This window comes from Methylobacterium sp. J-072, from assembly GCF_022829425.1.
GTDB lineage: Bacteria > Pseudomonadota > Alphaproteobacteria > Rhizobiales > Beijerinckiaceae > Methylobacterium.
The window spans coordinates 1-24,239 of sequence record NZ_JAKSYK010000025.1 but is presented as its reverse complement, the minus strand read 5'-3'; the positions used below and the strand labels follow the sequence as shown (position 1 = coordinate 24,239).

Below are 24,239 nucleotides of genomic sequence, written 5' to 3'. Positions count from 1 at the left end.
CGGCGCCTTGTCGATCTGGTCGTAGGCCGTGAACGTCGCCCCGCCCGTCTCCGCCAGGACCTTCGTGATCGCCGCCGTCAGCGACGTCTTGCCGTGGTCGACGTGACCGATCGTGCCGATGTTGCAGTGCGGCTTGGTGCGGGAGAACTTTTCCTTGCCCATGATTCCCATTCCTGCGGCGGGGACCACGCTGTTCCCCGGATCCTGGTCGGCCGCCCCCGAACGCGTAAAGAGGGGCGAAAAACGCGGTCCGCTTAGAGGGTCGGCCGCTCGCGATCAAGGTCCGGTGCGCATGGGCACCCCCGCGCGGCGCAGCCTGTCAAGCGCCGGCCGACCACTTTGCACGCCGTGGATATTGATGATCGGCAATTTCGGTGGACACTTTCGAGACACAGTGTGGCTTGCAGGGCATAGCGGACCGGACGCGGCCGAGCTTAAGTGGGGACAACCACTGGTCACTTGGGTCCCGCGAACATGATGAAGAAGTTCCTCCTCGCCAGCGCCGCCACGGCCTTGGTCTCGACGGCCGCCGTCGCGGCCGACCTGCCGCGCCGCGCTGCGCCGCCGCCGGTCTTCACCCCGGTGCCGGTCTTCACCTGGACGGGCTTCTACGCGGGTCTCGAGTCGGCCTACACCTTCACCGATCGTGAGCGCATCACCACAGCCGGCGTCCTGCCGGGCAATGCCACCAACGTGCAGCTCGGCCGCCGCCCGTTCCTGACCTCGACCTCGCAGGACGGCTTCGCCAACATCGGCGGCACCGCTGGCTACAACTACCAGTTCACGCCCGGCGCAGGCATCGTCGTGGGTGTCGCCAACAGCATCGACTGGACCGACATCACCAAGAACCGGGTCGTCCTCGGCACCGGTAACGTCGCCGCTGGCCCGCCGAACATCAGCCAGTTCCGCCAGAGCCTCGACTGGCTCGGCACCCTCACGGGTCGCGTCGGCTACGCGTTCGACCGGGTCCTGGTGTACGGCATGGGCGGTCTCGCCTACGGCAACGTGTTCCACGACGCGAACTTCTACACCCCCGGCGGCGCCCTGCAGTTCGCCGGCCGCTACGACGACTTCAAGACCGGCTTCGCCTATGGCGGCGGCATCGAGTTCGCCATCCCGACCGACAGCTTCCTGAACACCTTCGCGGTCGGCAAGTATTTCGGCATCAAGTACGACGCCGTGACCATCAAGGCCGAGTACCTGCACTACGACCTCGGCAGCCAGAGCGTCCTCGTCGCCGCGCTCCCGGGCGTCGGCACCGGCTCGTACATCTCGCGCTTCCGGACCGAGGGCAGCATCGTCCGCGCCGGCTTCAACTACAAGTTCGGAGGCTTCTAGGATCTAGCCGGACGACGCAGCCCGGGAGCGATCCTCCCGGGCTGTCTTTCGAGGGCGTGTGCCGTCATCGGCGCACGCCCTTTTTCTTTGTCCTGCGACACAGGTTTCGGTGCGCAGCCATCGTCTCGCCAACGGCCCGGCTCTCAGTCTGTGATTCGACGCGCTCGCCGCCGAACCGGTATCCGCTTCGGCGGCGAGCGCTCTAAGAGCCTGTTTGACTGCGTGATCGCAGTCGCGTGACGGTTCTGACTAACGTGTATCCCAATCGTCCCCTCATCCTGAGGTGCTGCGCAGCAGCCTCGAAGGAGCCCTCCAGGGATCGCGCGGCTGGCTGGAGGGCTCCTTCGAGGGCTCCGCTCCGCTCCGCCACCTCAGGATGAGGTCGAGATGGGAAAAAACCGGTCAAACAGGCTCTAACAGGCACGCAGATGCGCGATCAGCCGGGCCGCTCCCTCGTCCGGTGCGCCGGTGTTGAGGATGGTGAGATCGGCACGGACCCGGGCCTCCCGGGCCAGGCGCGCGGCGAGGTCGCCGTCCTCCGGCCGGCCTCGGGCCGCGATCCGGCTGGCCAGGATCTCGGGGGGGGCCGTGATCTCGACGACGCTAACGCGCAGGCCCTTCTCCCGGGCCTCCTCGACGATCCGGCGGGAGACGTTGCAGACCACCACATGCCCGGCGGCGACGAGATCGGCGGCCCGCGCCGGAATGGCGTAGCCGAGGCCGTGCGCGCGCCAGCTCAGGGTGAAAGCCCCATCGGCGCAGCCGCGCGCGAAGGCGGCCTCGTCGATCTCGTCGTTATCCTCGTCGCCGGAGGGCGGCCGGGTCACGAGCCGGCGGGGAAAGACGTAGCGCGGATCGCCCGCGAGCGCCGCACGGGCGAGCCTTATCAGCGTGTCCTTGCCGGCCCCGCTCGGGCCGACCACCAGGACCAGGCAGCCCGCCATCAGGCGACCCGCAGGCCGGCGCGCCAGACCTCCCGGACCACCGGCACCCCTTCGGCGCGCTGGACCCGCACGAGGTCGGCCCGCAGGCCCGGCTGCAGGGCGCCGCGGTCGGTCAGGCCGGTGGCCCGGGCGGGATTGGCCGTGACGGTGGCCAGCGCCTGCGGCAGCGTGATCGCGGGCGCCTGCTCGGGCAACAGGAAGGCCGCCATCAGCAGGCTCGCCGGCACGTAATCCGACGACAGGATGTCGAGATGGCCGGCCTCGGCCAGCGCCAGGGCGGCGACGTTGCCGGAATGCGAGCCGCCGCGGATCAGGTTCGGCGCCCCCATCATCACGGTGATCCCGCGGCCATGGGCGGCCTCGGCCGCCTCCAGCGTGGTCGGGAACTCGGCCAGCGCCACCCCCTCCCCGGCGGCGAGTTCGACATCGGCCAGGGTGGTGTCGTCGTGGCTCGCCAGGGGGATGCCCATCTCCTGCGCGAACTGGACCAGGGCCGGACGGTTGCGGCCGTTCAGCGCCTGCCCCTCCCGGATCTTGCGCTCGGTGTTGAGCCGGATCTCCTCCAACGTGCGGCCGCCCCGCGTGGCGTAGGTGTAGTATTTCTCCATGTCGCGGAACTGGCGCTGGCCCGGCGTGTGATCCATCAGCGAGATCAGGCCGATCGGGTAGCGCGCGTTGAAATCCGCCACCGTGTCGAGCACGTCCGTCGAGGGCAGTTCGCAGCGCAGATGCGTGAAGTGCTCGGCCCGGAACAGGTTGCCGGCACGCGCGGTGTCGATCGCCGCGGCGAGCTGCTTCAGCTCGGAGCCGAGGCCGCTGCCGTCGGGATCGCTGCCGGCGCGCAGGGAATCGAACACCGTGGTGATGCCCGAGGCGGTGATCTGCGCGTCGTAGGCCAGCACCGCGCCAAGGGGATGCCAGCGGACCTTGGGCCGGGGCGCGAAGTGGCTCTCGAGATGGTCGGTGTGCAGCTCGATCAGCCCGGGGATCAGGTGGTCGCCGCCGAGGTCGAGGCCGCGCTCGGGCGCGCGCCCGGTGCCGATCTCCGCGATCGTGCCGTCGGTCACGGCGAGCCAGCCGTGCTCGACCCGATCCGGCAGGACCAGGATCGCGTTCTCGAGGATCAGGTCACTCATCGGAACTCCTCAGGCTGCCCGCGCTTGCGCGAAGCGCGTCACGTCGACGATTCGGGTCGCCACAGCATCGCGCATCTCGCTGTCGTGGAAGATGCCGAGCACGCCGGCCCCGGCGGCCAGCTTCTCGCGGACGAGCTCGGCCACCACGGCGCGGTTGCTGGCGTCGAGCGACGCGGTGGGCTCGTCGAGCAGGAGCAGCGGCCGGTCGGCGATCAGCCCCCGGGCGATGTTCACCCGCTGCTGCTCGCCGCCGGAGAAGGTCGCGGGCGGCAGGCTCCAGAGCCGGTCGGGCAGGTTCAGCCGGGCGAGGAGGGTCTTGGCCCGCGTGCGGGCTTCGTCCTCGGACAGGCCGCCCTCGCGGCCGGCGGCCTCGACCACGTCGAGGGCCGAGACCCGGGGGATCACCCGCAGGAACTGCGACACGTAGGCGATGACCCGCGCCCGCAGGGACAGCATGACCCGCGGATCGGCCCGCACCACGTCCACCACCGCGTCTCCGTCGCGGACCCAGATCGCGCCGGCATCGCAGCGATAGTTGCCGTAGGCCATCTTGAGGAGCGAGGACTTGCCCGCCCCCGAGGGGCCGCCCAGCACCACGCACTCGCCCGGCGCCACCGAGAGGCTCACGCCCCCCACCACCGGAAGCACGACGCCGCCGCGCAGGTGCAGGGTGAAGCTCTTGGCGACATCCTGGAAGGTCAGAAGCGCGGTCATGCGGCGAGCACCGAGGAGACGAGGAGCTGGGTGTAGGCGTGCTCGGGGTCGTCGAGCACCCGGTCGGTCAGGCCGGTCTCGATCACCCGGCCGGCGCGCATGACCATGATCCGGTGCGAGAGCAGGCGGGCCACCGCGAGGTCGTGGGTGACGATGATCACGGCGAGGCCGAGCTCGGCCGAGAGCCGCCGGATCAGGTCGAGCAGGCGGGCCTGGACCGAGACGTCGAGGCCCGAGGTCGGCTCGTCCATCAGCACGAGGCGCGGGCTGGTGACGAGGTTGCGGGCGATCTGCAGGCGCTGGCGCATGCCGCCGGAGAAGCGCGTGGGCGGATCGTCGATCCGGTCGGCGGCGATCTCGACCCGGCCGAGCCAGTCGAGCGCCGTCCCGCGGATGCGGCCGTAATGGCGCTCGCCGAGCCCCATCAGCCGCTCGCCGACATTGCCACCGGCCGAGACCGCCATGCGCAGGCCCTGGGCCGCGTCCTGGCGCACGAAGCCCCAGTCGGTGCGCATCAGCGCCCGGCGCTCAGCCTCGCTCAGGCCGGCGAGGTCCCGCAGCACGCCGTCGCGCATCCGGTAGGAGACCGTCCCGGCATCCGGGGCGAGTTCGGTGGCGACGAGGGACAGCAGCGTCGACTTGCCCGAGCCGGACTCGCCCACGATCGCCAGCACTTCGCCGGGATCGATGTCGAACGACACGTCAGCGCAGCCGAGGCGGGCGCCGTAGCGCTTGGTCAGGCCGCGAACCTGAAGCAGGGGCGCGCTCATCGGGTCATCTCTGCGGCGTCTGGCACGAAGGGCGGATCGAGACGGAAGCTGTAGCCGTAGCGCTCGAAGCCGAGCCTCTCGTAGAAGGCGTGCGCCGGCTTGGCGTCGACATTCGACGACAGGGCGAGCTTGTAGCAGCCCCGGGCCTGGGCGATGCGGAACGCCTCCCGCATCATCGCCCGGCCGAGACCGCCGCCGCGATGCCCGGACGAGACCACGACGCTCTCGACGAGGGCCGACGGCATGCCCCAATGGGCAATGTTGTCGAGGATGACGAGACAGAAGGTGCCGACGATCGCGCCGTCGACCTCGGCCGCGTAGACCCCGTAATCCGGGTAGGCCGTGACGATCCGGTCGAGGAGCGCCTCGGCCTGATCGAGGGTCGCCACCCGCCCGCCGTTCAGCTCGGCGTAGAGGGGGAGGATCGCGGGGAGATCGGGCTTTTCGGCCCGGCGGACCGTGAGGCCGATCATACCGCGTCTCCCGTGCCGACATGGCCGTCCGCGCGGCGACCCTCGCAATGGTCGGTGTCCGAGCAGACGAACATCCGCCGGCCGGCATCGTCGAGCAGCATCTCGTCGAGATAGACGCCCTCGGCGCCGCACAGCGCGCAGGGCTCGGTAAATTTCTGAATCCGGAATGGATGGTCCTCGAAGTCGAGGCTGCGCACGGAGGTGTATGGCGGCACCGCGTAGATGCGCCGCTCGCGCCCGGCCCCGAACAGCTGGAGCGCCGGGCTCTGGTCCATCTTGGGGTTGTCGAATTTCGGCGTCGGCGACGGGTCCATCACGTAGCGGCCCGCGACCTCCACCGGGTAGGCGTAGGTGGTGGCGATGTGGCCGTGGCGGCTGATATCCTCGTAGAGCTTGACGTGCATGGCCCCGTACTCGGCGAGCGCGTGGAGCTGGCGCGTCTCGGTCTCGCGCGGTTCGAGGAAGCGCAGGGGCTCGGGGATCGGCACCTGGTAGACCAGGGTCTGGCCCTCCCGCAGCGGCGTCTCCGGGATGCGGTGGCGGGTCTGGATGATCGTCGCCTCGGTGGTCCGGGTGGTGGTGGCGACCCCGGAGGTGCGGGCGAAGAAGCGCCGGATCGAGACCGCGTTGGTGGTGTCGTCGGCGCCCTGGTCGATCACCTTGAGCACGTCGGCCCGGCCCAGGATCGCCGCCGTGACCTGCACGCCGCCGGTGCCCCAGCCGTAGGGCATCGGCATTTCCCGGGAGGCGAACGGCACCTGGTACCCCGGCACCGCGATCGCCTTGAGGATGGCCCGGCGGATCATCCGCTTCGTGCCCTCGTCGAGATAGGCGAAGTTGTAGCCGGCTTCGCCAGCCTCCGACGCACCGGGCCCCCTCTCCCGTTCGGGAGAGGGTTGGGGTGAGGGATCAGGTCTTTCCGGATAAGGCGTATCCCTCACCCTGTCCCTCTCCCGCACGGGAGGGGGGACCTGCGCCACTTCCGGAGCGCCGCCTTCAAGCGGAAGCATCCCTATCGCGCTCATTCGGCCGCCTCCTGCATGCTGTCTGAGTCTCGAAAAAACTCGGCGCGCAGGCGCCGGACCAGTTCCAGCTCCGCCTGGAAGTCGACGTAGTGGGGCAGCTTCAAGTGCTCGACGAAGCCGGTCGCCTGGAGGCTGTCGCAATGGGCGAGCACGAATTCCTGGTCCTGGGCCGGGCTCGCCACCGGCTCGCCGAGCTCTTCCGCCCGCAGCGCCCGGTCGACCAGGGCCATGGCCATCGCCTTGCGTTCGCTCTGCCCGAAGGTGAGCCCGTAGCCCCGGGTGAACTGGGGCGGCGCCGCGCCCGAGCCCTTGAACTGGTTGACCATCTGGCACTCGGTGAGCCGGATCCGGCCCAGCGGCACCGGGAAGCCCAGCTCCTCGGGGACGAAGTCCACCGCCACCTCGCCGACCCGGATCTCGCCCACGAACGGGTGGGTGCGGCCGTAACCGCGCTGGGTCGAGTAGCCGAGGCCGAGCACGAAGCCCTCGTCGCCCCGGGCCAGGGCCTGGAGGCGCAGGGCCCGGTCGGCCGGGTAATCCACCGGCTCCCGGGTGAGGTCGCCCACGGGGGCGCCGTCATCCGGGGGCGAGGGCTCGATCAGGCCGTCCTGGGCCAGCAGGTCGGTGACCCGCGGGCAGGTGCCGGCATCCGCGCGGGGCTCGGCCTCGGCGGCGGGCTCGACCGTGCCCTCGGCGGCGAGGGCAAAATCGATCAGCCGGTGCGTGTAGTCGAAGGTCGGGCCGAGCACCTGGCCGCCGGGTAGGTCCTTGAACGTCGCCGAGACCCGGCGTGCCACCGTCATGGCGCCGGTATCGACCGGATTGGAGGCGCCGAACCGGGGCAGCGTCGTCCGGAAGGCGCGGACCAGGAAGACCGCCTCGACCACGTCGCCGCGGGCCTGCTTGAGGGCCAGCGCGGCGAGGTCGGGATCGTAGAGCGAGCCCTCGGCCATCACCCGGTCGACCAGCAGCGCCATCTGCTCGCGGATCTGCGCGACGGTGAGCTCCGGCACGGCTGGGTCGCCCCGGCGGGCTTCGGCCAGCAGCCGGTGGGCATTGTCGATGGCGGCCTCGCCGCCCTTCACGGCCACGTACATGGCTAGCCCTCGGTGACGGCGGTGGAGCGCGGGAGCCCGGCGACGCGGCCGGGGGCGGTGAGAATCAGGTCGATGCCGAGCGGGAAGCCCGCGCGGTTCTCGGCGCGCTGCGCGACGAAACTGTCCGGCAGGGGCGTGAGCGCGATCCGCATCATACCGTTGATGCCGGGGCCGGCGAGGTGCAGCCCCTCCCCGCTCGTGATCGTGTCGAGGGCGAGCACCAGGGTTGTCGCGGTGTCGGGATAGGCCGGCGTACCTTGCGCGAACCGGGCGAGCGGCGGGCAGCGCGCCGGATCGCGGATGAGCGCGAAGGCCGCCCGGGCCGGGTCGTCGGTGAGCGGCGCCCCGGTGTGGAAGCGCAGATAGGCCGCAACCTCAGGCGCGGCCGCGAGGCCGGCATCGAGCCAGACCGGCGTGTCGGCATCGGTGAGCGCCAGCGCGATGGCGGCGAGTTCCGGGGTCAGCGGCGCCGGGGGTTCCAGCCCGGCGTCGAGCCGCTGGAGCAGGCCGGGGCGGGCGAGCGCGTCCATCACGGCGCGGAACGTGCCCTGCGCGTCGTGGACCGGATCGGCGAAGCCGGGTGCTAGCATGGTCAATCCTCCCCGCGGGCAACGGTCAGAAACTCGACCCGGGTGGCGGCGGTGCGCCGTGCCGCCTGCCAACGGTCGGCGTCGGCCCGCCGGGCTGCGGGTTCCAGCGCCGCTTCGACCCGGGCGCGCCGGGCCGGATCCTGCCAGAGCGCGTCGAGGGTCGCGGCGAGCCGCGCCTTCGTGCGGTCGCGGCCGAGATGGTAGGCGAAGCCGGTAGCCCCGTCCGGCAGCCGGATCGCCGCCCGGGTCACGCTGACCTCACCCAGGTTGAACGGCCGCCCGTCGCCGCCGATGCGGCCCGTGGCCATCACCAGACCGGTTTCCGGCGGACGCAGATCCTCCACGGCGGGCGCTTCGAGGGCCCGCAACGCGGCGTCGAGGTCGTCCCGGTTGGCATCGGCGCACAGCGCCATCACGGCCTGCCGGGCCGCGATCTCCTCGGGGTCCGGTTGAAGTGGGCTCGTCGCCATCGCGAATCCCTCTGTCGCGCTGTTGTCTAGTCGTGTAGACAACTAACGTGCCGGGCGCAAATGAAGTTTGGATGACAGCATGGATGCACAGGAGCAGGCGCCCGGCCTCGTCCGGGGCGAGGGGCTGACGGCGTGGCGGCAGATCGCCGACGCGCTGACGGCCGACATCGCGGCCGGGCGTTACGCCCCGGGCCAGCAGATGCCGACCGAGGCGGCGCTGGCCGCGCGCTTCGCCGTCAACCGGCACACGGTGCGGCGGGCGCTGGCCGCCCTGGCGGAGGGCGGCCTCGTGCGCGCCAGCCAGGGACGCGGCACCTTCGTCGAGGAGGCGCCGCTGGCCTATCCGATCGGCCCGCGCACCCGCTTCTCCGAGATCGTCACCGGGGCGGGGCGCGAGGCCTGGGGCGACCTGCTCGCCGCCGCCACCATCCCGGCCGGCCCGAAGCAGTCGGCGGCGCTGGCGATCGAGCCGGGCGCGCCGATCCTCGAACTGCTGACGATCCACCGGGCGGACGATGCCCCGATCTCGACCGCCCAGACCTGGCTGCCCCTGCCGCGCTTCTCCGGCTTCGCCGCGGCCTATGCCGAGCGCGGCTCGATCACCCGGGCGTTCGCGGCCTGCGGCGTCCACGACTACACCCGGCTCTCGACGCGGATCCGCGCCCGGCCGGCCGACGCCCAGGAGGCCGAGCGCCTCGATATCGCCCCCGGGCGGGTCGTCATGGTGGTGTCGAGCGTCAACATCGACTCCGCGGGCCTGCCGATCCAAGCGAACCGCACCCTGTTCGCCGCCGACCGGGTCGAGTTGGTGATCGGCGGTTGACGCTGACTAGTGCGCCGCCGGCCCGATGATCGCCCGGCGCAGGCGAGTGGAGACCCAGTCGATCGCCGCCACGGTGACGAGGATCATCAGCACCAGGAAGGCGACCTGCTTCAGCTCCAGCACGCGGATCAGCTCGGTGAGGTACTGGCCGATGCCGCCCGCCCCGACGATGCCGATGATCGTGGCCGAGCGGGTGTTCGATTCGAAGAAATACAGCACCTGGCTCGCCAGCACCGGCAGCACCCCTGGGATCAGCCCGAAGCGGATGCGGTGCAGGGCCGAGCCGCCCGAAGCGACCACGCCCTCGCCGGGCCGCCGGTCGCAGGTCTCGATCGCCTCCGAGAACAGCTTGCCGAACGCCCCGAAATCCGAGCACGCGATGGCGAGCATGCCCGCGAAGGGGCCGAGGCCGACGACGTTGATCCAGATCAGCGCCCAGATCAGCACGTCCACGGAGCGCATCACGTCGAGGCCCCGGCGCACCGCGAAATGCGCGAACGGGTTGGGCACGACGTTGCGGGCGGCCAGCAGCGCCACCGGAAAGGCCAGGATCGCCGCCGTCAGGGTACCCAGGAAGGCGATGCCGAGCGTCTCACCCAGCGCGTGCAGGAAGGTCCAGAACTGGCCTTCCGGCGACGGCGGCAACATGAGGACCGCGAAGGAGCCGAGCCGCCCGAGGCCGATGAGGATCCGCCCGGGCGACATCTCGAACTGCCAGGCGCCGAAGCCGGCAAGCCCGATCAGGCCGCCGAGGATCACCACGGTGCGCAGGCGCGCGGCCCGATCCGTCCGGAACTGCACCGGGTAGCGCGCGCGCAGGCGTGCGAGATCGGCCTGGGCCTCGGCCCGCAATGTATCGGAGCGAGCGCTGCTCATCGGGCCTCCTCGGCGCCGGTCAGCCGGTGGCGGACCTGCTCGGTGGCGAGGTCGATACAGACGACGGTGACGATGATCAGACCGAGGATCGCGCTGACATCCGCGTAGTAGAAGCTGCGGATCGCGGCCAGAAACTCCTGCCCGATGCCGCCGGCGCCGACGAAGCCCAGCACCGCCGCCCCGCGCACGTTGATCTCGAAGCGCAGCAGCGCGTAGGAGGCGAAGTTCGACAGGACCTGCGGCAGCACGCCGAAGCGCACGGTCTCGATCCAGCTGGCGCCCGAAGCCGACAGGCCCTCGACCGGGCGCATGTCGATATTCTCGACCACCTCGGAGAACAGCTTGCCGAGCGCGCCCGTCGTGTGGACCGCCAGGGCGAGCACGCCGACCATCGGGCCGAGGCCGAAGGCGATCACGAACAGCAGGGCGAACACCACGTCGGGAATCGTGCGGCACACCTCCAGGAAGCGCTTGGCGATGAAGCGCACCGTAGGCGACCGCACCAGGTTGGCGGCGGCGACGAAGCTGAGGGCGAAGCCCGCGACCGCCCCCAGCAGGGTGCCGAGATAGGCCATCAGCAGGGTCTCGCCGAGCAGGGCGAGCCAGCCGGGCAGGCCCCAGTACCAGGCGCGCACGTCCTCCAGCGGATGATCGAGGCCGATCGGCGGCCAGATCTGCTCAAGATAGGCGGTGAACTTGCCGATATTCTCGATAAAGACCAGCGGCCGCACCTCGGCGGCGAGCCCCGCGAGCAGCGCCAGCGCCGCCACGGCGGCGAAGCTCGCGAGCGTGCGGCGGCGCGCGCTACGGCTCGCCGCCGCGTACAGGCCGGAGAGGGCGGCGGCCCGCTCCGGCGGCAGGGGTGTCAGGCCGCGCAAGGCCGGCGCCCGATCAGGGTTCCGATCAGGATTTCTTCCGTTGCTCGTCGTTGAACTTCAGCATGTCGATGATCGGCTGGTAATCCTTGAGCGTCACCGGGGTGAGGCCCAGATCCTTGCCATCGGACAGCTTGTCGAAGGCCACCTTGTCCGCCTTCGGCAGGTCGAGGAAGGCCTGGCGGATCTTGGCCTTGAGGTCGTCCGGCAGGCTCGCCAGCACGGCGTAGGGTCCTTCCGGCAGGAAGTCGGACTTGAACACCACCCGGAAATCCGACTTCTGCATCGGCGTGCCGTCGGGCTTCTTCAACATGCCCTTCGTGATCATGCGGGTGACGATCGAGTCGGTCTCAGAGTTCCACAGGTTGGCGGCGGCGTCCACGGTGCCCTGGGTCAGGGCCAGCACGGCGTTCTCGTGGCTGCCGGCGAAGACGACCTTGGCGAAATGCTTGTCCACGTCGAACCCGGCCCGCTTCAGGAAGAAGCGCGGCGCCTGGTTGCCGGAGGTGGAGTTCGGGTCGACCAGGGCGAGGTTCTTACCCTTGAGGTCCTCGACGGTCTTATACGGGCTGGAGGCGAGGGTGTAGATCACCGAGTAATAGCCTGCGGCGCCGGTCTCGTGCTGTGGGCTCACGAGCGGCTCGATCTTCACGCCGGTCATCACGGCCCGGGCGAGGGAGGCCGGCCCGTAGAACGCGATCTGGATGTTGCCGGCGCGCTGGCCCTCGATCACCGCGGCGTAATCGCTGGCCACCCGCAGCTTCACCGGCACGCCGAGCGACTTGGTTAGATAGTTCGCCAGGGGCGCGTAGCGGTCGTTGGTGCCGCTGGCATTCTCCATCGGGATTACCGCCAGGGTCAGCTCGGGATACTTGGCCTTCCACTCCTGGGCGGCGGCCGGCAGGCCGAGGAGAGCGAGCGCTGCCGCGGCGGCGGCAAGGGTGCGTCGGGTGATCATGGTGTGGTCCTCGGGTGAATCGCGGCCGGCCGCGGGGCGGCGGCACGTCGGCGGTGAAGCGGAGGCGCCTGCACCCGGCACGAACCGGGCAGGCAAAACCTGGGTCAGGAGTGCTTGCGCTGCTCGTCGTTGGCCTTCAGCATGTCGATGATCGGCTGGTAATCCTTGAGCGTCATCGGGGTGAGGCCGAGATCCTTGCCGTCGGACAGCCGGTCGAACGCTGCCGTGTCGGCCTTCGGCAGGTCGAGGAAGGCCTGGCGGATCTTGGCCTTCAAATCCTCGGGCAAGCTCGCCAGAACGGCGAACGGCCCCTCCGGCAGGAAGTCGGACTTGAACACGATCCGGAAGTCCGACTGCTTCATCGGTGCGCCGTCGGCGTTCTTGACGATGCCCTTGGTGAGCATGCGCGTGAGATTGCTGTCCGTCTCGGAGTTCCAGAAGTTCGCGGCCGCGTCGACGGTGCCCTGGGCCAAGGCCAGCACGGCGTTCTCGTGGCTCCCGGTGAAGACCGCCTTGCTGAAGAACTTGTCTACGTCGTAGCCGGCCCGCTTCAGGAAGAAGCGCGGCGCCTGGTTGCCCGACGTGGAGTTCGGATCGACGAGGCCGAGGGCCTTACCCTTGAGGTCGGCCACAGACTTGTACGGGCTGGAGGCCAGCACGTAGACCACCGAGTAGTAGCCGGCGGCGCCGGTCTCGTGGATCTGGGTCACGATCGGCTCGACCTTAACTCCGGTCATCACCGCGCGAGCGAAGGAGGCCGGCCCGTGGAATGCAACGTGGATGTTGCCGGCGCGCTGGCCCTCAATCACCGCAGCGTAATCGCTGGCGACCCGCAGCTTTACTGGCACGCCGACCGTCTGGGTCAGGTAATCTGCCAGAGGCGTATACCGGTCTGTGGTGCCGCTCGCGTTCTCCTGCGGGACTATCGCCAGGGTCAACTCGGGATACTTGGCTTTCCAATCCTCGGCGGCGGCGGGCAAGCCGAGAACGGCGAGGGCTGCCGCTGCGGCGGCGAGGTTGCGTCGGGTGATCATTGGGTCGTCCTAAAGTCACTCTCTTGCGGTGGGTCGGCCATCCGCCTCATCACCGGTCCGGCACAATATTTCCCGGCCGTCGTCGCCGGCGCGGCGAGCCCGGTACGCCGGGAAGCCCGGCTCAGGCGCCGATGGCGGCCTCGCGGATGGGCTCCGCCGGCACGAAGCCGGGCAGTCCCGGCATGGCCGCCCGCTGCTCCGCCTCGCGCTCCGCGGAATCGTCCAGCACCTCGCCGGCCTCAAGGCCGTAGAGCCGGCGCGCCACCTCCTCGGTGAGGTCGAACGGGCCGCCCTCGAACACCACGCGGCCGGCAGCAAGCCCGACGAGGCGGTCGCAATAGGCGCGGGCAAGATCGAGGGAGTGCAGGTTGCACAGGACCGTGATGCCGTAGCGCCGGTTCACGGCCGCCAGGGCATCCATCACCAGGCGGGTGTTGCGCGGGTCCAGGGACGCCACCGGCTCATCGGCCAGCAGGATTTCCGGCTCCTGCACGAGCGCCCGGGCGATGGCGACGCGCTGCTGCTGGCCGCCCGACAGGCCGTCGGCCCGCTGGCCGGCGAACTCGCCCATATCGAAGCTTTCCAGGGCGGCGAGCGCCATGGCCCGATCCTCGTCGGACCACATCCGGAGCAGGGCGCGGTGGGTCGGCACGTGGCTGAGGCGGCCCATCAGCACGTTGGTCATCACGTCGAGCCGACCGACCAGATTGAACTGCTGGAAGATCATGGCGCAGCGGGTGCGCCATTCCCGTAAGGGCCGGCCCGTCAGGCTGGTGACATCGCGCCCGTCATAGAGGATGCGGCCCGAGCTCGGGTCGGCGAGACGGTTGATGAGGCGCAGAAGCGTCGATTTTCCGGCTCCAGAGCGGCCGATTACGCCGACGAAGCTGCCGCGCTCGATCTGCAACGAGACACCATCCACGGCACGGCGACCGCTGTATTGACGCGTGAGATCCTCGACGACGAGCATAAACAACCATCCGCTGCGGAATGGCCGCAGCTAAACGCCCGTTCCACGACGATTGGATGACGAATACGAGTTAAACTCTTTAGTCGGCGCAGCACATCGACATCTTTGCGGCCGTTTTCTGTTTAGGTCCCGGCCCAGCTCGTGTACCGCTCCAGAAAATCTTCGACCGCGAGCGCGCGGAAATCCGGTAGCGCCCGGCGCAGGCGCTCGTGGTCCCAGTCCCACCAGGCGAGGCGCTCCAGGCGCTCGGCGATCGGCTCGGGAAAGCGGCGCCGCACCGGCCGGGCCGGATTGCCGACGACGATCGTGTAGACCGGGACATCCCGGGTGACGATCGCCCCCGCCCCGATCACCGCCCCGGTGCCGATGGTGCGGCCGGGCAGGATCACCGCACCGTGGCCGATCCAGACGTCGTGGCCGATGGTCACCGGGCTGGCCCGGCGGCGCTCGAAGAAGGCTTCCTCGTCCGATTCCTCGGGCCAGTAGGCCTGAGCCCGGTAGGTGAAGTGCGCCTGGCTCGCGCGCTCCATCGGATGGTTGCCCGGGTTGATCCGCACATGGGACGCGATCGAGCAGAACTTGCCGATGGTGGTGTAGATCACCTCACCGTCCTGAGCGATGTAGGAATAATCGTCGAGGACGGTCTCGGTCAGGCGCGTGCGGGCGCCGATCTCGGTGTAGCGGCCGAGATGGCACTCGACGATCCGGGCGCTCGGATCGACCGCCGGATTGAGGCCGAGGCGTTGCTCAGCCATGGGCGGCCCCGAAGGGCAGGCGCGCCAGGAGCCGGAACGGCTCGGCCCCGTCCTGGGATAGCAGACACACGGCGTCGATCACCGCGGGCTCCGGCCCGGAGGCCGCGTAGGCGTCGGTCAGCCGGCGCAGCCAGGCGGTCCGGTCCGGCTCCGGCAGGGCGTCGGTCAGCGTCATGTGGAACCGGAAGGCCTCGAAGACATACGGGTAGCCCCAGCGAGCCAGCAGCGCGCGGCCGCGGGGATCGAGGCGCTCCGGGCGGCGCTTGGCGCGCTCGGCCTCCGAGAGCGGTGCCCGCAGCGGGTCGAGGGCGGCGACGCATTCGGCGGCGAGCAGGCCGAGTTCCGCCGGCGGTGCTTCCGGCACCAGGGCGAGGAACGGCCCGAGTGCGGCGACCGTCAGAGAACCGAGCGCCACCGGCGGGTGCCCGGCCGCGAGGTCCCGGGCCATGGCGAGAAGGTCGGCCTCCTCGGCCGCCGGCGCGAGGCGCAGCGGCGCCTTGAGGGTCGCGTGGAAGCCGTAGACCCGGGCGCCCGCCGTGACGGCGGCGAGGTCGCCGAACCCGTCCGGATGCGGGACCGGGGCGCCGACGGCGTTGTCGTAGCCGAGCACGGCATTGCCGAAGGCCGCGAGGCGCGAGCCGGGCCCGGGAAGCCAGTAGAGGGCGTAGCGGCGCGTCATGTCCCGACCTCCGGCTCCCGCCCGGTCACGCCGTCGGCGCGCTGGCGCGGTCGATGCTCGCCCGGTGCGGGCGCACGTCCATGGCGTTGCCGCGCCAGACGATGGCGCTCTGCACCCAGGCGCCCAGCCAGATCGCCGGGATCAGGGCGTCCCGCACCAGGAAGGCGGCCAGCATGCGCGGCCCGCGATGCCAGCCCGCGCGGGCCGCGAGCCGGTCTTCAGCGCCATAGCACAGCGCAGCGAGGGCGGCGGCGCCCGCGAGCCCCGCGAGGCTGCCGGACCAGAGCGCCAGGAGGAGCGCCGGCAGCAGGACGCCGCTGCCGATCTCCGGGGCGAAGAACAGTGGGAAGGTCACCCGCCGCAGCCGGGCCCAGCGGAGCTGCCGCGCCCAGACCTCGCGGAATCCGCGCGGCCCGAGCGGCTGCTCGAACGGGCTCGCGACCAGGTGGACGCGCTTGCCGGCGGCCCGCACCAGCTTGGTGGCGGCGGCATCCTCGGCGATCTCGGAGGCCAGCGCCTGCAAGCCGCCCCGGGCTTCCAGGAAGGGTTTGTGCCAGAGCATGCTCTTGCCCTGCGCGAAGCCCAGGCCGAACGCCTCAGCGGCGTATTGCCAGCGCGCCTGCAGGGTGTTGAGGAAGGCGCATTCGACTTCGGCCATGAAGCTGCCCGGCCGGGCGCCCGCCGGAGTCGAGCAGACGAGGCCGGTCTCGTCCCGCCAGGCGGCCTGGAGCCGCTGGAGATAGTCCGGCGGCATGGCGACGTTGGAATCGGCGAGCACGACCCAGTCATGCGCGGCGGCGCGCCAGCCGCGCAGGCAGTTGTTGAGCTTCGGATTGTCGCTGATGCGCTCGTCGCCCAGGATCAGCCGGGCCGGCACCTGCGGGTGCTCGGCGATCAGGCGCTGCACCCGCGGCACGATCGGATCGGCCGGGTCGGCCACGCAGAAGATCAGTTCGTAGGCCGGATAGGCGAGGCGGAAGCTGCAGGCCAGCATCTCGTCGCTGAACGCCTCGATCCCGTGGAGCGGACGGACCAGGGAGACGGGGGCGCCGGCCGGGAAGGTGGACGCGCCGTGGACCTTGCCGATACGCCGGCCCGCGATCGCGATGCTGGCGATCTGGACCAGGGCCAGGAGCGCGCCGAGGGACAGGGCCAGCACCGTGGGGTCAATCATGCGGATCCCTCGTGTACGCTCGTGATCGGCCCGGCTCGCCGGCCAGCACGCGTCGCATCAAAGACTTAGAGCCGCACCCGGTCGGGCGCGGCTCTAGCGGCCGGACGGCGTCAGTCGTGTGACAACCCTTCCATCAGAACCGGAGGGTGAGGTTGCCCTTCACGGCCTGGTCCTGCGCCCGGGCGCCGACCTGGCCGGTATAGGCCACACCCAAGGCCGCGTTCGGCGCCACCGCCAGGTCGAGCCCCGCACTCGCCACCAGCGCGTCCCGGTCGATCGGCACGCCCGCGCTCAGGAAGGCCGGGCCGGTGCCGAAGCTCAGCAGCGCCGTCGGGACCACGTCCCCGAACGCCCGCCGGTAGCCGAGCAGACCGTGCGCCGTCACCGGAAGCCCGAGGCCCAGATCCAGGCTGGTCTGCGCTCGAACGCCCGCGGTCACCGCGCCGAGGTCGTAGTCGCGCGCGTAGCTCACCAGAGCCGCCGCGCCGCCGGCCTCGGCAAACCCGTCCCGCCGGATGCCGATATAGGCCGCCCCCACGAACGGCTCGATGGAGGTGGACGCGACCTGCAGCGCCGGGCCGTCCTTCGACACCAGCGCGGCCGGCGCGCTCAGGGTGAAGCGGTAGCCGATCTCGCCGAACCCCTGGACGGTGTGGCCGCCGCCATGGCCGGTCGGGCTGTCCGACAGGCCGTAGAGCACGCTGCGCCGGGTGCGGGTGTCGGTGTCGGCGTAGAGCGCGCCGAGCCGCACCGAGACCGGGCCGAATTCATAGCCGCCGTAGACGCCGCCGAAGCCGCTCTTGAGCGTCGCGCTCTCCGCGCGGGCATTGCCGCCCTGCCGGCTGGCGCTGTCGAGGTTGGCCTCGGTGTAGCCGCCGACCACGCCGAGTTTGAACCCGCTCGGCAGCCGGATGTCGGCGCCGAGCGCGAAGCCGGCGATCTGCCGGTCGAGGTCGAAGGCGTTGCCGCCCCCGCCCGCCGTGCCGAAGGCGCCGAAGCCCTGGCCCCACAGCCCGAACACCTGCGGGTCGAGGATCCGCACCGGGACATTTGCCACAACCGGCGCCCGGCCGGGCAGATCGGCGGTGTAGGCCGCCGGCAGGGTGCGGTCGTCGAGGCCCGAGCCGCCACCCCAGCGCAGGCGGTCGAGCACCGCCTCGCGCACGAAGAACGCGGTCTCGTAGGCCGCCGAGACCGTGCCGGCATGGATGTCGCCGGAGAGCGCCCGGAAGCCGTCGGCGGCCTCGCTCGTGGTGAAGGCCAGGGCGGCGTCGTAGGCGCGGCCGCGGCCCGCCGCCTGGAGCGCGTTGGCGGCGGCGATGCCGTTGCGGCCCGTTGCGCTGGCGGCGAGCGGCACGTCGTTGCGGGTGAGGGTCAGGTCGACCGCGTTGGGCAGGTAGCGCAAGCCCGGGGACAGGAAGGCGAGGTTGGCGGTCACGCCGTCGAACCGGCCGGAGACCCCGCCCGCCGCGCTCAGGATCGCGTAGGTGGTGCGCGGGCTATAGGCGCCCGAGGCCGCCAGCACCTGCACGGTGCCGCCGGCGAGCGTGGCGCCGCCGCCGGCCGCGATCCGGTCGGCCTGGCCGGCGGCGTTGGCCTCGACCCGGTAGACCGAGCCCGGCGCGAAGGCGACCGCGCCGGCGACGTTGAGCGTGCCGATCGAGTTGCCCGGCGAGACGGTGCCGCCCGACAGCGCCGCGATCCCGCCGACGGAGCCCGAGCCGCCGAGCAGGCCTCCGGCATTGACCGAGACCGTGCCGGCGATGGTGCCGTTGGCGTAGAGCGCGCCGCCCTGGCCGATGCCGACATCGATGCCGAGGCGGTCGGTGGTGTCCATCCGCAGGGTGCCGGTGACGTTGCCGAAGTATCCGGCGGCGGAATACAGGTCGATCCGGCTCCAGTAGCTCAGCGGGCTGCCGTAGAAGGCCGCGAGCGCGTTGGTCTGCGTGTTGACCACGATCTGGTTGATCGTGTCGGTCGAGAGCTGTCCGTAGAGGCCGCCGTTGGGCGCGAGCGTCCGGGCGGCGGTGGTGGATCCGCCGTAGAGCGGCGCCAGCAGGATCGAGGCGTCGGGTCCGCCCGCGGGGGCGGCCTCGCGGGGCGCCTGGGCGAAGGACAGGGTCGGCAGGCCGTAGGTCAGGCGGGCCTGGTAGGCAGCCTGGTTGGCCGCGGACGGGACGTAGGGGTTGCCGGTGGTATTCGCGCTGCTGCCGGCGCAGGCCGCGACGGTGTTGCCGCATTGCGCGGCGAGATAGGCCTGGAGTTCGGCCTGGGCCTTCACGAACTGGTTCGGCAGGTTGATCGCCGTGCCGGTCACCGCAGGGTTGTTGATGTAGGCCGGGTTGGTGAAGGCCTGGGCAAGGTCGTAGGCCGAAAGCGCCCGGCTGCCGATGATGTCGAGCGGGTAGTGGACGCCGAGCACGATGCGGCTCTCGCCGTACTCGGAGGCGCGCAGCAGCGCGCTCTGGTATTGCTGCGGCACCAGCATCGCCAGCAGATAGCCGCTCGTATACGCGTAGGTGGTGTGCCCGCTCGGGAAGGACGGGTTGGTGGCGATACCGCTGAGCGCCGTCGGGTCGAAGGCCTTGAAGCGGTTCGGCGCGACCTGGACGGGCCGGGAAGATCCATAGACGTCCTGGCCGGCTTGCGTGTTGGTGACGCCGTAGGCGAGGTCGTAGACGCTGTTGGTGGTGTTGGGCAGGCCGTTGGCTCTGGGCAGGCTGTAGCCCGCCGGCGCCACGGCGGGCGTCGCCACGTAGTTGGCGGGGGTCACGCTCGGGTTGTTGGCCGCGCCGTTGGCGAAGTAGTTCTTGGCGACGCCCAGGTTGTTGCCCGTGAAGGTGTTGGCGTTGACCAGCAGGTTGACGACGTTGCCGAGCGGACCGCTGGCGCCCGGGGCGACGCCGCGCTGGTAGATCGGCCCGAGCTGCGAGCCGAGGCCGCCGACGAATTGTTGCGGAACGATGCCGTTGATCGGCGTCTGGCCGGGCAGGCCGCTGGCGATGTTGGCGGCGACGCCGTAACTGCCGAGCCCGACCGAGGACAGGTTGTTGCCGGCCGAGCTCAGCAGATTCTTGTCGCTGATCGCCAATTGCTGCCGCGCGAGCCCGGCGCCGTTGTTGAGCGCGATCGTCTGCGCCAAGTTCAAGCCCAGCGTCGCCTGGCCGGCCGCCGTCGCATTGAGCGACAGGAACGGCGCCAGCAGGTTGAGGACGTTCACGTCCGAGGCCGTCGTGTTGACGGTCTGCGCCTGCACACCCGAACTGTATGCGGCGACCATCAAGGCCGCCATCGAGACCCCGCAGCGAAACGTCATTCCCGGCCCCCAAGCCTGTGGCCATTCGGCCTGCGCCGGGGGTTTTAGCGAAATCTCCACGCGCGAATGCGTCATAATCCATTCACAAAACTCTGAATCATCGCGTGTATCCCGACTGCAACAGCCTTATATCTTAGCCGGCGCAAATCTGTCTTGGATGTTGCTTGTGAGTTGCTCAGGACGTGGCTGGAGTCCGGCCGCAAAACCTTTCCACGGCGCGCCGAGCGCGCCGCGAAGCCTGGTCATCGGCTCGGACTATCCGCGGACGGATGTCAGATTTCGGCCCCCGGACGGGGCGGTGCCGTATCAGTAAACACCCCCGCCCAGGGCTTGAGGAAGACCGATTAGACTTCGCCCCGATTGATATCTTCGGATCCTTGGCTGTAGACGCGCGAATATAATGCTTCCTCGGATCCGGCCGGTAAAACGTCACTGAACTGTCATCCCACAATCTTAATCCCGCCTTGCGTCCAAAGACGAGTCACCGCGAGGGCCCATGTCTGATTCCGCCGTAATGTCGCCGCCAGTGGCGGGAGGCAGGCCCGCGGGCGGCCCGCGCCTGGATAACGGGATTCATTTGGGGGGCGTCGTCGTTTTCCTGGCGATCCTGGTCGCCGGGCTCGGCTACGCGGTGGTGAGCCTCGTCACCGACATCAACGCGGTCGGCGAAGCGCCGCTGGCCTACGGGGCCTTCGCGCTGCTGGGTCTCGCCCTGCTGATCGCTCTCGCCTTCGAGTTCGTGAACGGGTTCCACGACACCGCCAACGCGGTCGCGACCGTGATCTACACCCACTCGCTGCCGCCGCTGGTGGCGGTGGTCTGGTCGGGCTTCTTCAACTTCCTCGGCGTCATGTTGTCCTCCGGCGCGGTGGCCTACGCCATCGTCACCCTGCTGCCGGTCGAGCTGATCCTGCATGTCGGCTCGGGGGCCGGCTACGCGATGATCTTCGCGCTGCTGCTCGCCGCCATCATCTGGAACCTCGGAACCTGGGCCTTCGGGCTGCCGAATTCCTCGTCGCACGCGCTGATCGGCTCGGTGCTGGGCGTCGGCCTCGCCAATCAGCTCATGAGCGGCGGCGACGGCACCGCGGGGGTCGACTGGGGCCAGGCGCTCAACGTGTTCAAGGCGCTGCTGTTCTCGCCCCTGTGCGGCTTCGTGCTCGCGGCCGTGCTGCTGCTGGCCCTGAAATTCGCGGTGCGGCGCAAGGACCTCTACGAGGCGCCCAAGGGCGAGGCGCCCCCGCCTCTCTGGATCCGCAGCCTCCTGATCCTGACCTGCACGCTGGTGTCGTTCTTCCACGGCGGCAACGACGGCCAGAAGGGCATGGGCCTGATCATGCTGATCCTGATCGGCGCCGCGCCCACCGCCTACGCGCTGAACCGGACCATGTCGGACGACACGACCCCCGCCTTCGTCCAGACCTCCGCGGCGGCGAGCCAGGTCTTCGCCACCCGCGCCGGCGGCATCCCCGAGCCGGAGGCCGCGCAGGCGCGCCGGACGGTGACGGACGCGCTGAAGAGCAAGGCCCTGAACCAGCCGCCGGTCTACGCCGCGCTCTCCGCGCTGGCGACCGACATCGCCGCCAGCGTGAAGAATTACGGCGCGATCCGCACGGTGCCGGCCGCCCAGACCGAGAACCTGCGCAGCGACATGTACCTCACCGCCGACGCGGTGCGGCTGCTGCCGAACGCAGGGGCGGACTTCTCGGAGGCCGACAAGGCGACCCTGAAGAGCTACACCGGGCTGCTCAACAGCGGCACCCGCTACATCCCGGGCTGGGTGAAGGTCTGCGTCGCCCTGGCCCTGGGGCTCGGCACCATGGTCGGCTGGAAGCGCATCGTCGTGACGGTGGGCGAGCGGATCGGCAAGACCCACCTCACCTACGCCCAGGGCGCGTCGGCCGAGATCGTGGCCGCGGGCACGATCGGGCTGGCCGAACTCTACGGCCTGCCGGTCTCGACCACCCATATCCTGTCGTCGGGCGTGGCCGGGACGATGGCGGCCAACGGCTCGGGCCTGCAGATGGCCACGGTGCGCAACATGGCGCTCGCCTGGGTGCTGACCCTGCCGGCGGCCATCACCCTGGCGGCGGGGTTGTTCTTCCTCCTGCGCCACGTCTTCTGACGCGGTCAGGCCCGCGACGCACGGGCGGACGTTCGGACAACAGGCAGGGCCGTTTCCGCGATCGGCGGAAGCGGCCCTGTCGTTTTCGGTCCCGGCTTGTCGGGACCTATGGGCGCGCCATGGCCCGCACGTAGGCCAGGCAGGTGCGGCGCGCGGCGACGGTCTCGATCGCCATGAAGGCCGTCACGAGATCCGCCGCCTGGGCGACGGTCTCGCCCGGTTCGATCTCGTCGGGAAAAAACGCGGCGACCGGCAGGCGCAGCGTGTCGGCGATGCGGTCCAGAAGCGCCACGGAGCGATCCGCCTCGGCAAGCCCGTGAACCGGCGGGGTCATGACCTGCGCCATCGCTCAACCCACCTGATGGCCGAGCTGGATCGCCCGGGCGATTTCCGAGCGCCGGGCGGCGTAGCCGGGGGCGACCATCGGATAGTCGGCGGGCAGGCCGAACTTGGTCCGGTAGCGCTCGGGCGTCAGGCCGTTGGCGGTGAGGTGGCGCTTGAGCGTCTTGTAGGACCGGCCGTCGATGAAGCTGATCAGGCCGTCCTGGGTGATCGAGGCTTCGATCTGCGTGGCGGACGGGCCGGTCCAGCCCGCGGCGGAACCGGCGGGGTTCTTCTGAAGCACCGCGATCGCCGCGTGAACCTGGTCGATCAGCACCGGAAGGTCACCCGCCCCCACGGGATTCCGCGACACATAGGCAGCGACGATGGCGCCGACTTTCTCGAGCAGGAAGGAGGAGCGGGGTTCGGGTCGGTTGATCATGTCAGATGCCGCTGTTCAATAGGTCGTTGCCAATACCCCACGGTCGCCGATCGACGGCCCGAAGGTCCGCCCCAGTGATCGGGATCCGCAGTGCGTCTCACCGGCGGTGAGTTGCGACGGAAACCTCAAGTTGCTCAAATGCATCCCTTGAGGCTGGAAACAATATACAATATGTGTCCGGCAGCGCTTGTCTGAAGACGCGGATCCGTTGTCCCGGTCGCGCGGAATGCCGGTCGATGAAAAAATTTACTTATGGAAGCACTGTTTTCGACCGAGGGGGTTAACCCGCAGCACAGCTTTCGGCGCTGGCGGGAGACGCTGGTCGGCCGGGGCGTGCCCCTGGAGCAAGCGCGCCTCGACGACGGCCCCTTCGCAGCCAAGCTGGAGGCCGCCAGCGTCGGTCCCCTCCTGCTGACCCGCGTCTCGCACGGCGCCGTCCGCAGCGAGGCGACGCGCGCGCTGATCCAGCGCAACGGCAAGGACAGCACCGCCGTGGTGATCTTCAAGCTCGCGGGCGTATCGACGCGCAGCCAGGATGACCGGAGCTCGGTGCAGCGGCGCGGCGATTTCGTGGTGGTGGACCATCGCCCGGCCGCGCACGAGTCGACCACGGGCAGCCAGTCCCTGTTCCTCGAACTGCCCCGGGAGCGGCTTGAGAGCGTGCTCGGCTCCACGAAGCTCTACACGTCCCTGACGATGGGCGGGGACGTCGCCTCCGCGGCGCTGACGGTCAAATTCTTCCACGACTTGGTCCGCGTGCGTGACCGGCTCGATCCCGATTCCGCAGCCCGTATGGCGTCGGTCGGCGTCGACCTGATCGTGGCCAGCATCGCGGAGCGGCTGGCCCAAGAGGTGTCCCGACCGCTTCACGGCACCGTCGTGGTCCAGCGGGCGAAGGCGTTCGTCGAGGCCCATCTCGGCGACCCGACCCTCGATCCGCCGCACCTCGCCGGGGCCGTCGGCGTGTCGCTGCGCCGGCTCCAGGAATTGTTCCACGAGCGCGGCCAGCACATCTCCGACTGGATCTGGCAGCGCCGGCTGGAGGTCACGGCCAAGCGGCTGGCCGACCCGGGCTGCGCCCACCAGCCGATCGGCACCCTCGCCTTCGGCTGCGGCTTCGCCAGCCAGGCCCATTTCTCCCGCCGCTTCAAAGAGCGCTACGGCAGCACGCCCCGCGAGTATCGCCATGCCGCGGTAACCGGGGCAGATATCCGGGCGTTCAGACCGTTGCGGCGTTTCTGACGAGGTCTGGGAGGGGCGGGATCGCGTCACCGTCTGGAATTCCGAGGCGGTCGCCGAGGTAGCGGAAGAACGAGACACGGAGTTTGGCGCAG

Annotated in this window: 25 protein-coding genes; 4 read left to right on the top strand and 21 right to left on the bottom strand. The window is 70.3% G+C overall.

The annotated features are described in order from the left end of the window. The coding region (locus MKK67_RS01600) for a GTP-binding protein (protein ID WP_243961449.1) at positions 1-162 on the bottom strand (162 nt) is incomplete at its 3' end. 312 nt (positions 163-474) lie between these two features. On the opposite strand from MKK67_RS01600, the gene MKK67_RS01595 reads away from it, so the two are divergent. After that, on the top strand, positions 475-1,338 hold the full coding sequence (locus tag MKK67_RS01595) for an outer membrane protein (protein WP_243961445.1): 864 nt from the start codon (positions 475-477) through the stop codon (positions 1,336-1,338). 413 nt (positions 1,339-1,751) lie between these two features. On the opposite strand, the gene phnN is transcribed toward MKK67_RS01595, so the two are convergent. The 9 genes from phnN to phnG form a co-directional block, all read right to left on the bottom strand. Continuing rightward, positions 1,752-2,282 carry a phosphonate metabolism protein/1,5-bisphosphokinase (PRPP-forming) PhnN gene (phnN, locus tag MKK67_RS01590; RefSeq protein ID WP_243961443.1) on the bottom strand — a complete coding sequence of 177 codons (531 nt, stop codon included), beginning with the start codon at positions 2,280-2,282 and terminating at the stop codon, positions 1,752-1,754. Further along, positions 2,282-3,418 (bottom strand): alpha-D-ribose 1-methylphosphonate 5-triphosphate diphosphatase, encoded by a 1,137-nt coding sequence (locus MKK67_RS01585; RefSeq protein ID WP_243961441.1) that lies wholly within the window; start codon positions 3,416-3,418, stop codon positions 2,282-2,284. Before MKK67_RS01585 ends, phnN begins: the two co-directional genes overlap by 1 nt. A 9-nt stretch (positions 3,419-3,427) precedes the next feature. Then, positions 3,428-4,132, bottom strand: a complete 705-nt coding sequence (phnL, locus tag MKK67_RS01580) for a phosphonate C-P lyase system protein PhnL (RefSeq protein WP_243961429.1) — start codon at positions 4,130-4,132, stop codon at positions 3,428-3,430. Continuing rightward, entirely contained in the window at positions 4,129-4,902 is a 774-nt protein-coding gene (gene phnK, locus MKK67_RS01575) for a phosphonate C-P lyase system protein PhnK (RefSeq protein WP_243961427.1), read from the bottom strand. Before phnK ends, phnL begins: the two co-directional genes overlap by 4 nt. After that, entirely contained in the window at positions 4,899-5,375 is a 477-nt protein-coding gene (locus tag MKK67_RS01570; protein WP_243961425.1) for a GNAT family N-acetyltransferase, read from the bottom strand. Before MKK67_RS01570 ends, phnK begins: the two co-directional genes overlap by 4 nt. Beyond that, complete coding sequence (locus MKK67_RS01565; protein ID WP_243961447.1) at positions 5,372-6,181, bottom strand: alpha-D-ribose 1-methylphosphonate 5-phosphate C-P-lyase PhnJ; 810 nt, start codon at positions 6,179-6,181, stop codon at positions 5,372-5,374. Before MKK67_RS01565 ends, MKK67_RS01570 begins: the two co-directional genes overlap by 4 nt. A gap of 215 nt (positions 6,182-6,396) precedes the next feature. Continuing rightward, positions 6,397-7,497 carry a carbon-phosphorus lyase complex subunit PhnI gene (locus MKK67_RS01560; RefSeq protein ID WP_243961423.1) on the bottom strand — a complete coding sequence of 367 codons (1,101 nt, stop codon included), beginning with the start codon at positions 7,495-7,497 and terminating at the stop codon, positions 6,397-6,399. Between the two features lie 2 nt (positions 7,498-7,499). Continuing rightward, complete coding sequence (gene phnH, locus MKK67_RS01555) at positions 7,500-8,087, bottom strand: phosphonate C-P lyase system protein PhnH (protein ID WP_243961422.1); 588 nt, start codon at positions 8,085-8,087, stop codon at positions 7,500-7,502. A 2-nt stretch (positions 8,088-8,089) separates the two neighbouring features. After that, complete coding sequence (gene phnG / locus MKK67_RS01550) at positions 8,090-8,557, bottom strand: phosphonate C-P lyase system protein PhnG (RefSeq protein ID WP_243961420.1); 468 nt, start codon at positions 8,555-8,557, stop codon at positions 8,090-8,092. 79 nt (positions 8,558-8,636) lie between these two features. On the opposite strand from phnG, the gene phnF reads away from it, so the two are divergent. Next, positions 8,637-9,380 carry a phosphonate metabolism transcriptional regulator PhnF gene (gene phnF, locus MKK67_RS01545; RefSeq protein WP_243961418.1) on the top strand — a complete coding sequence of 248 codons (744 nt, stop codon included), beginning with the start codon at positions 8,637-8,639 and terminating at the stop codon, positions 9,378-9,380. A 6-nt stretch (positions 9,381-9,386) separates the two neighbouring features. Here phnF and phnE (MKK67_RS01540) read toward each other — a convergent pair whose 3' ends face one another. From phnE (MKK67_RS01540) to MKK67_RS01500, 9 genes are all read right to left on the bottom strand, one after another. Continuing rightward, positions 9,387-10,256, bottom strand: coding sequence for a phosphonate ABC transporter, permease protein PhnE (gene phnE, locus MKK67_RS01540; RefSeq protein WP_243961416.1), 870 nt, complete (start codon positions 10,254-10,256; stop codon positions 9,387-9,389). Next, positions 10,253-11,134 (bottom strand): phosphonate ABC transporter, permease protein PhnE, encoded by an 882-nt coding sequence (gene phnE, locus MKK67_RS01535; protein WP_243961414.1) that lies wholly within the window; start codon positions 11,132-11,134, stop codon positions 10,253-10,255. The genes phnE (MKK67_RS01540) and phnE (MKK67_RS01535) overlap by 4 nt, the downstream gene beginning before the upstream one ends. A 25-nt stretch (positions 11,135-11,159) precedes the next feature. Next, positions 11,160-12,089, bottom strand: a complete 930-nt coding sequence (gene phnD, locus MKK67_RS01530; RefSeq protein WP_243961412.1) for a phosphonate ABC transporter substrate-binding protein — start codon at positions 12,087-12,089, stop codon at positions 11,160-11,162. A 104-nt stretch (positions 12,090-12,193) separates the two neighbouring features. Beyond that, a complete protein-coding gene (gene phnD / locus MKK67_RS01525) occupies positions 12,194-13,123 on the bottom strand; it encodes a phosphonate ABC transporter substrate-binding protein (protein WP_243961408.1) in 930 nt (309 codons plus the stop codon). A 121-nt stretch (positions 13,124-13,244) separates the two neighbouring features. Further along, positions 13,245-14,093 carry a phosphonate ABC transporter ATP-binding protein gene (phnC, locus tag MKK67_RS01520; RefSeq protein ID WP_243961403.1) on the bottom strand — a complete coding sequence of 283 codons (849 nt, stop codon included), beginning with the start codon at positions 14,091-14,093 and terminating at the stop codon, positions 13,245-13,247. Positions 14,094-14,215: 122 nt separating this feature from the next. Next, the gene (locus MKK67_RS01515; RefSeq protein ID WP_243961401.1) at positions 14,216-14,848 is read right to left on the bottom strand and encodes a DapH/DapD/GlmU-related protein; all 633 of its coding nucleotides are present in this window, start codon (positions 14,846-14,848) and stop codon (positions 14,216-14,218) included. After that, on the bottom strand, positions 14,841-15,527 hold the full coding sequence (locus MKK67_RS01510; protein WP_243961393.1) for a DUF1045 domain-containing protein: 687 nt from the start codon (positions 15,525-15,527) through the stop codon (positions 14,841-14,843). The genes MKK67_RS01515 and MKK67_RS01510 overlap by 8 nt, the downstream gene beginning before the upstream one ends. Before the next feature lie 25 nt (positions 15,528-15,552). Further along, positions 15,553-16,701 carry a ceramide glucosyltransferase gene (locus MKK67_RS01505; RefSeq protein ID WP_243961390.1) on the bottom strand — a complete coding sequence of 383 codons (1,149 nt, stop codon included), beginning with the start codon at positions 16,699-16,701 and terminating at the stop codon, positions 15,553-15,555. A 133-nt stretch (positions 16,702-16,834) separates the two neighbouring features. Further along, on the bottom strand, positions 16,835-20,017 hold the full coding sequence (locus MKK67_RS01500) for an autotransporter domain-containing protein (RefSeq protein ID WP_243961388.1): 3,183 nt from the start codon (positions 20,015-20,017) through the stop codon (positions 16,835-16,837). 496 nt (positions 20,018-20,513) lie between these two features. Here MKK67_RS01500 and MKK67_RS01495 point away from each other — a divergent pair, with 496 nt between their 5' ends. Beyond that, entirely contained in the window at positions 20,514-22,142 is a 1,629-nt protein-coding gene (locus MKK67_RS01495; protein WP_243961386.1) for an inorganic phosphate transporter, read from the top strand. 106 nt (positions 22,143-22,248) lie between these two features. On the opposite strand, the gene MKK67_RS01490 is transcribed toward MKK67_RS01495, so the two are convergent. Together MKK67_RS01490 and MKK67_RS01485 are read right to left on the bottom strand one after the other, a co-directional pair. Beyond that, on the bottom strand, positions 22,249-22,488 hold the full coding sequence (locus MKK67_RS01490) for a hypothetical protein (protein ID WP_243961384.1): 240 nt from the start codon (positions 22,486-22,488) through the stop codon (positions 22,249-22,251). A gap of 3 nt (positions 22,489-22,491) precedes the next feature. Further along, complete coding sequence (locus MKK67_RS01485) at positions 22,492-22,905, bottom strand: MucR family transcriptional regulator (RefSeq protein ID WP_243961382.1); 414 nt, start codon at positions 22,903-22,905, stop codon at positions 22,492-22,494. 252 nt (positions 22,906-23,157) lie between these two features. Between MKK67_RS01485 and MKK67_RS01480 the strand changes: the two genes are divergently transcribed. Beyond that, positions 23,158-24,147 (top strand): helix-turn-helix domain-containing protein, encoded by a 990-nt coding sequence (locus tag MKK67_RS01480; protein WP_243961380.1) that lies wholly within the window; start codon positions 23,158-23,160, stop codon positions 24,145-24,147. Positions 24,148-24,239 lie beyond the last annotated feature (92 nt).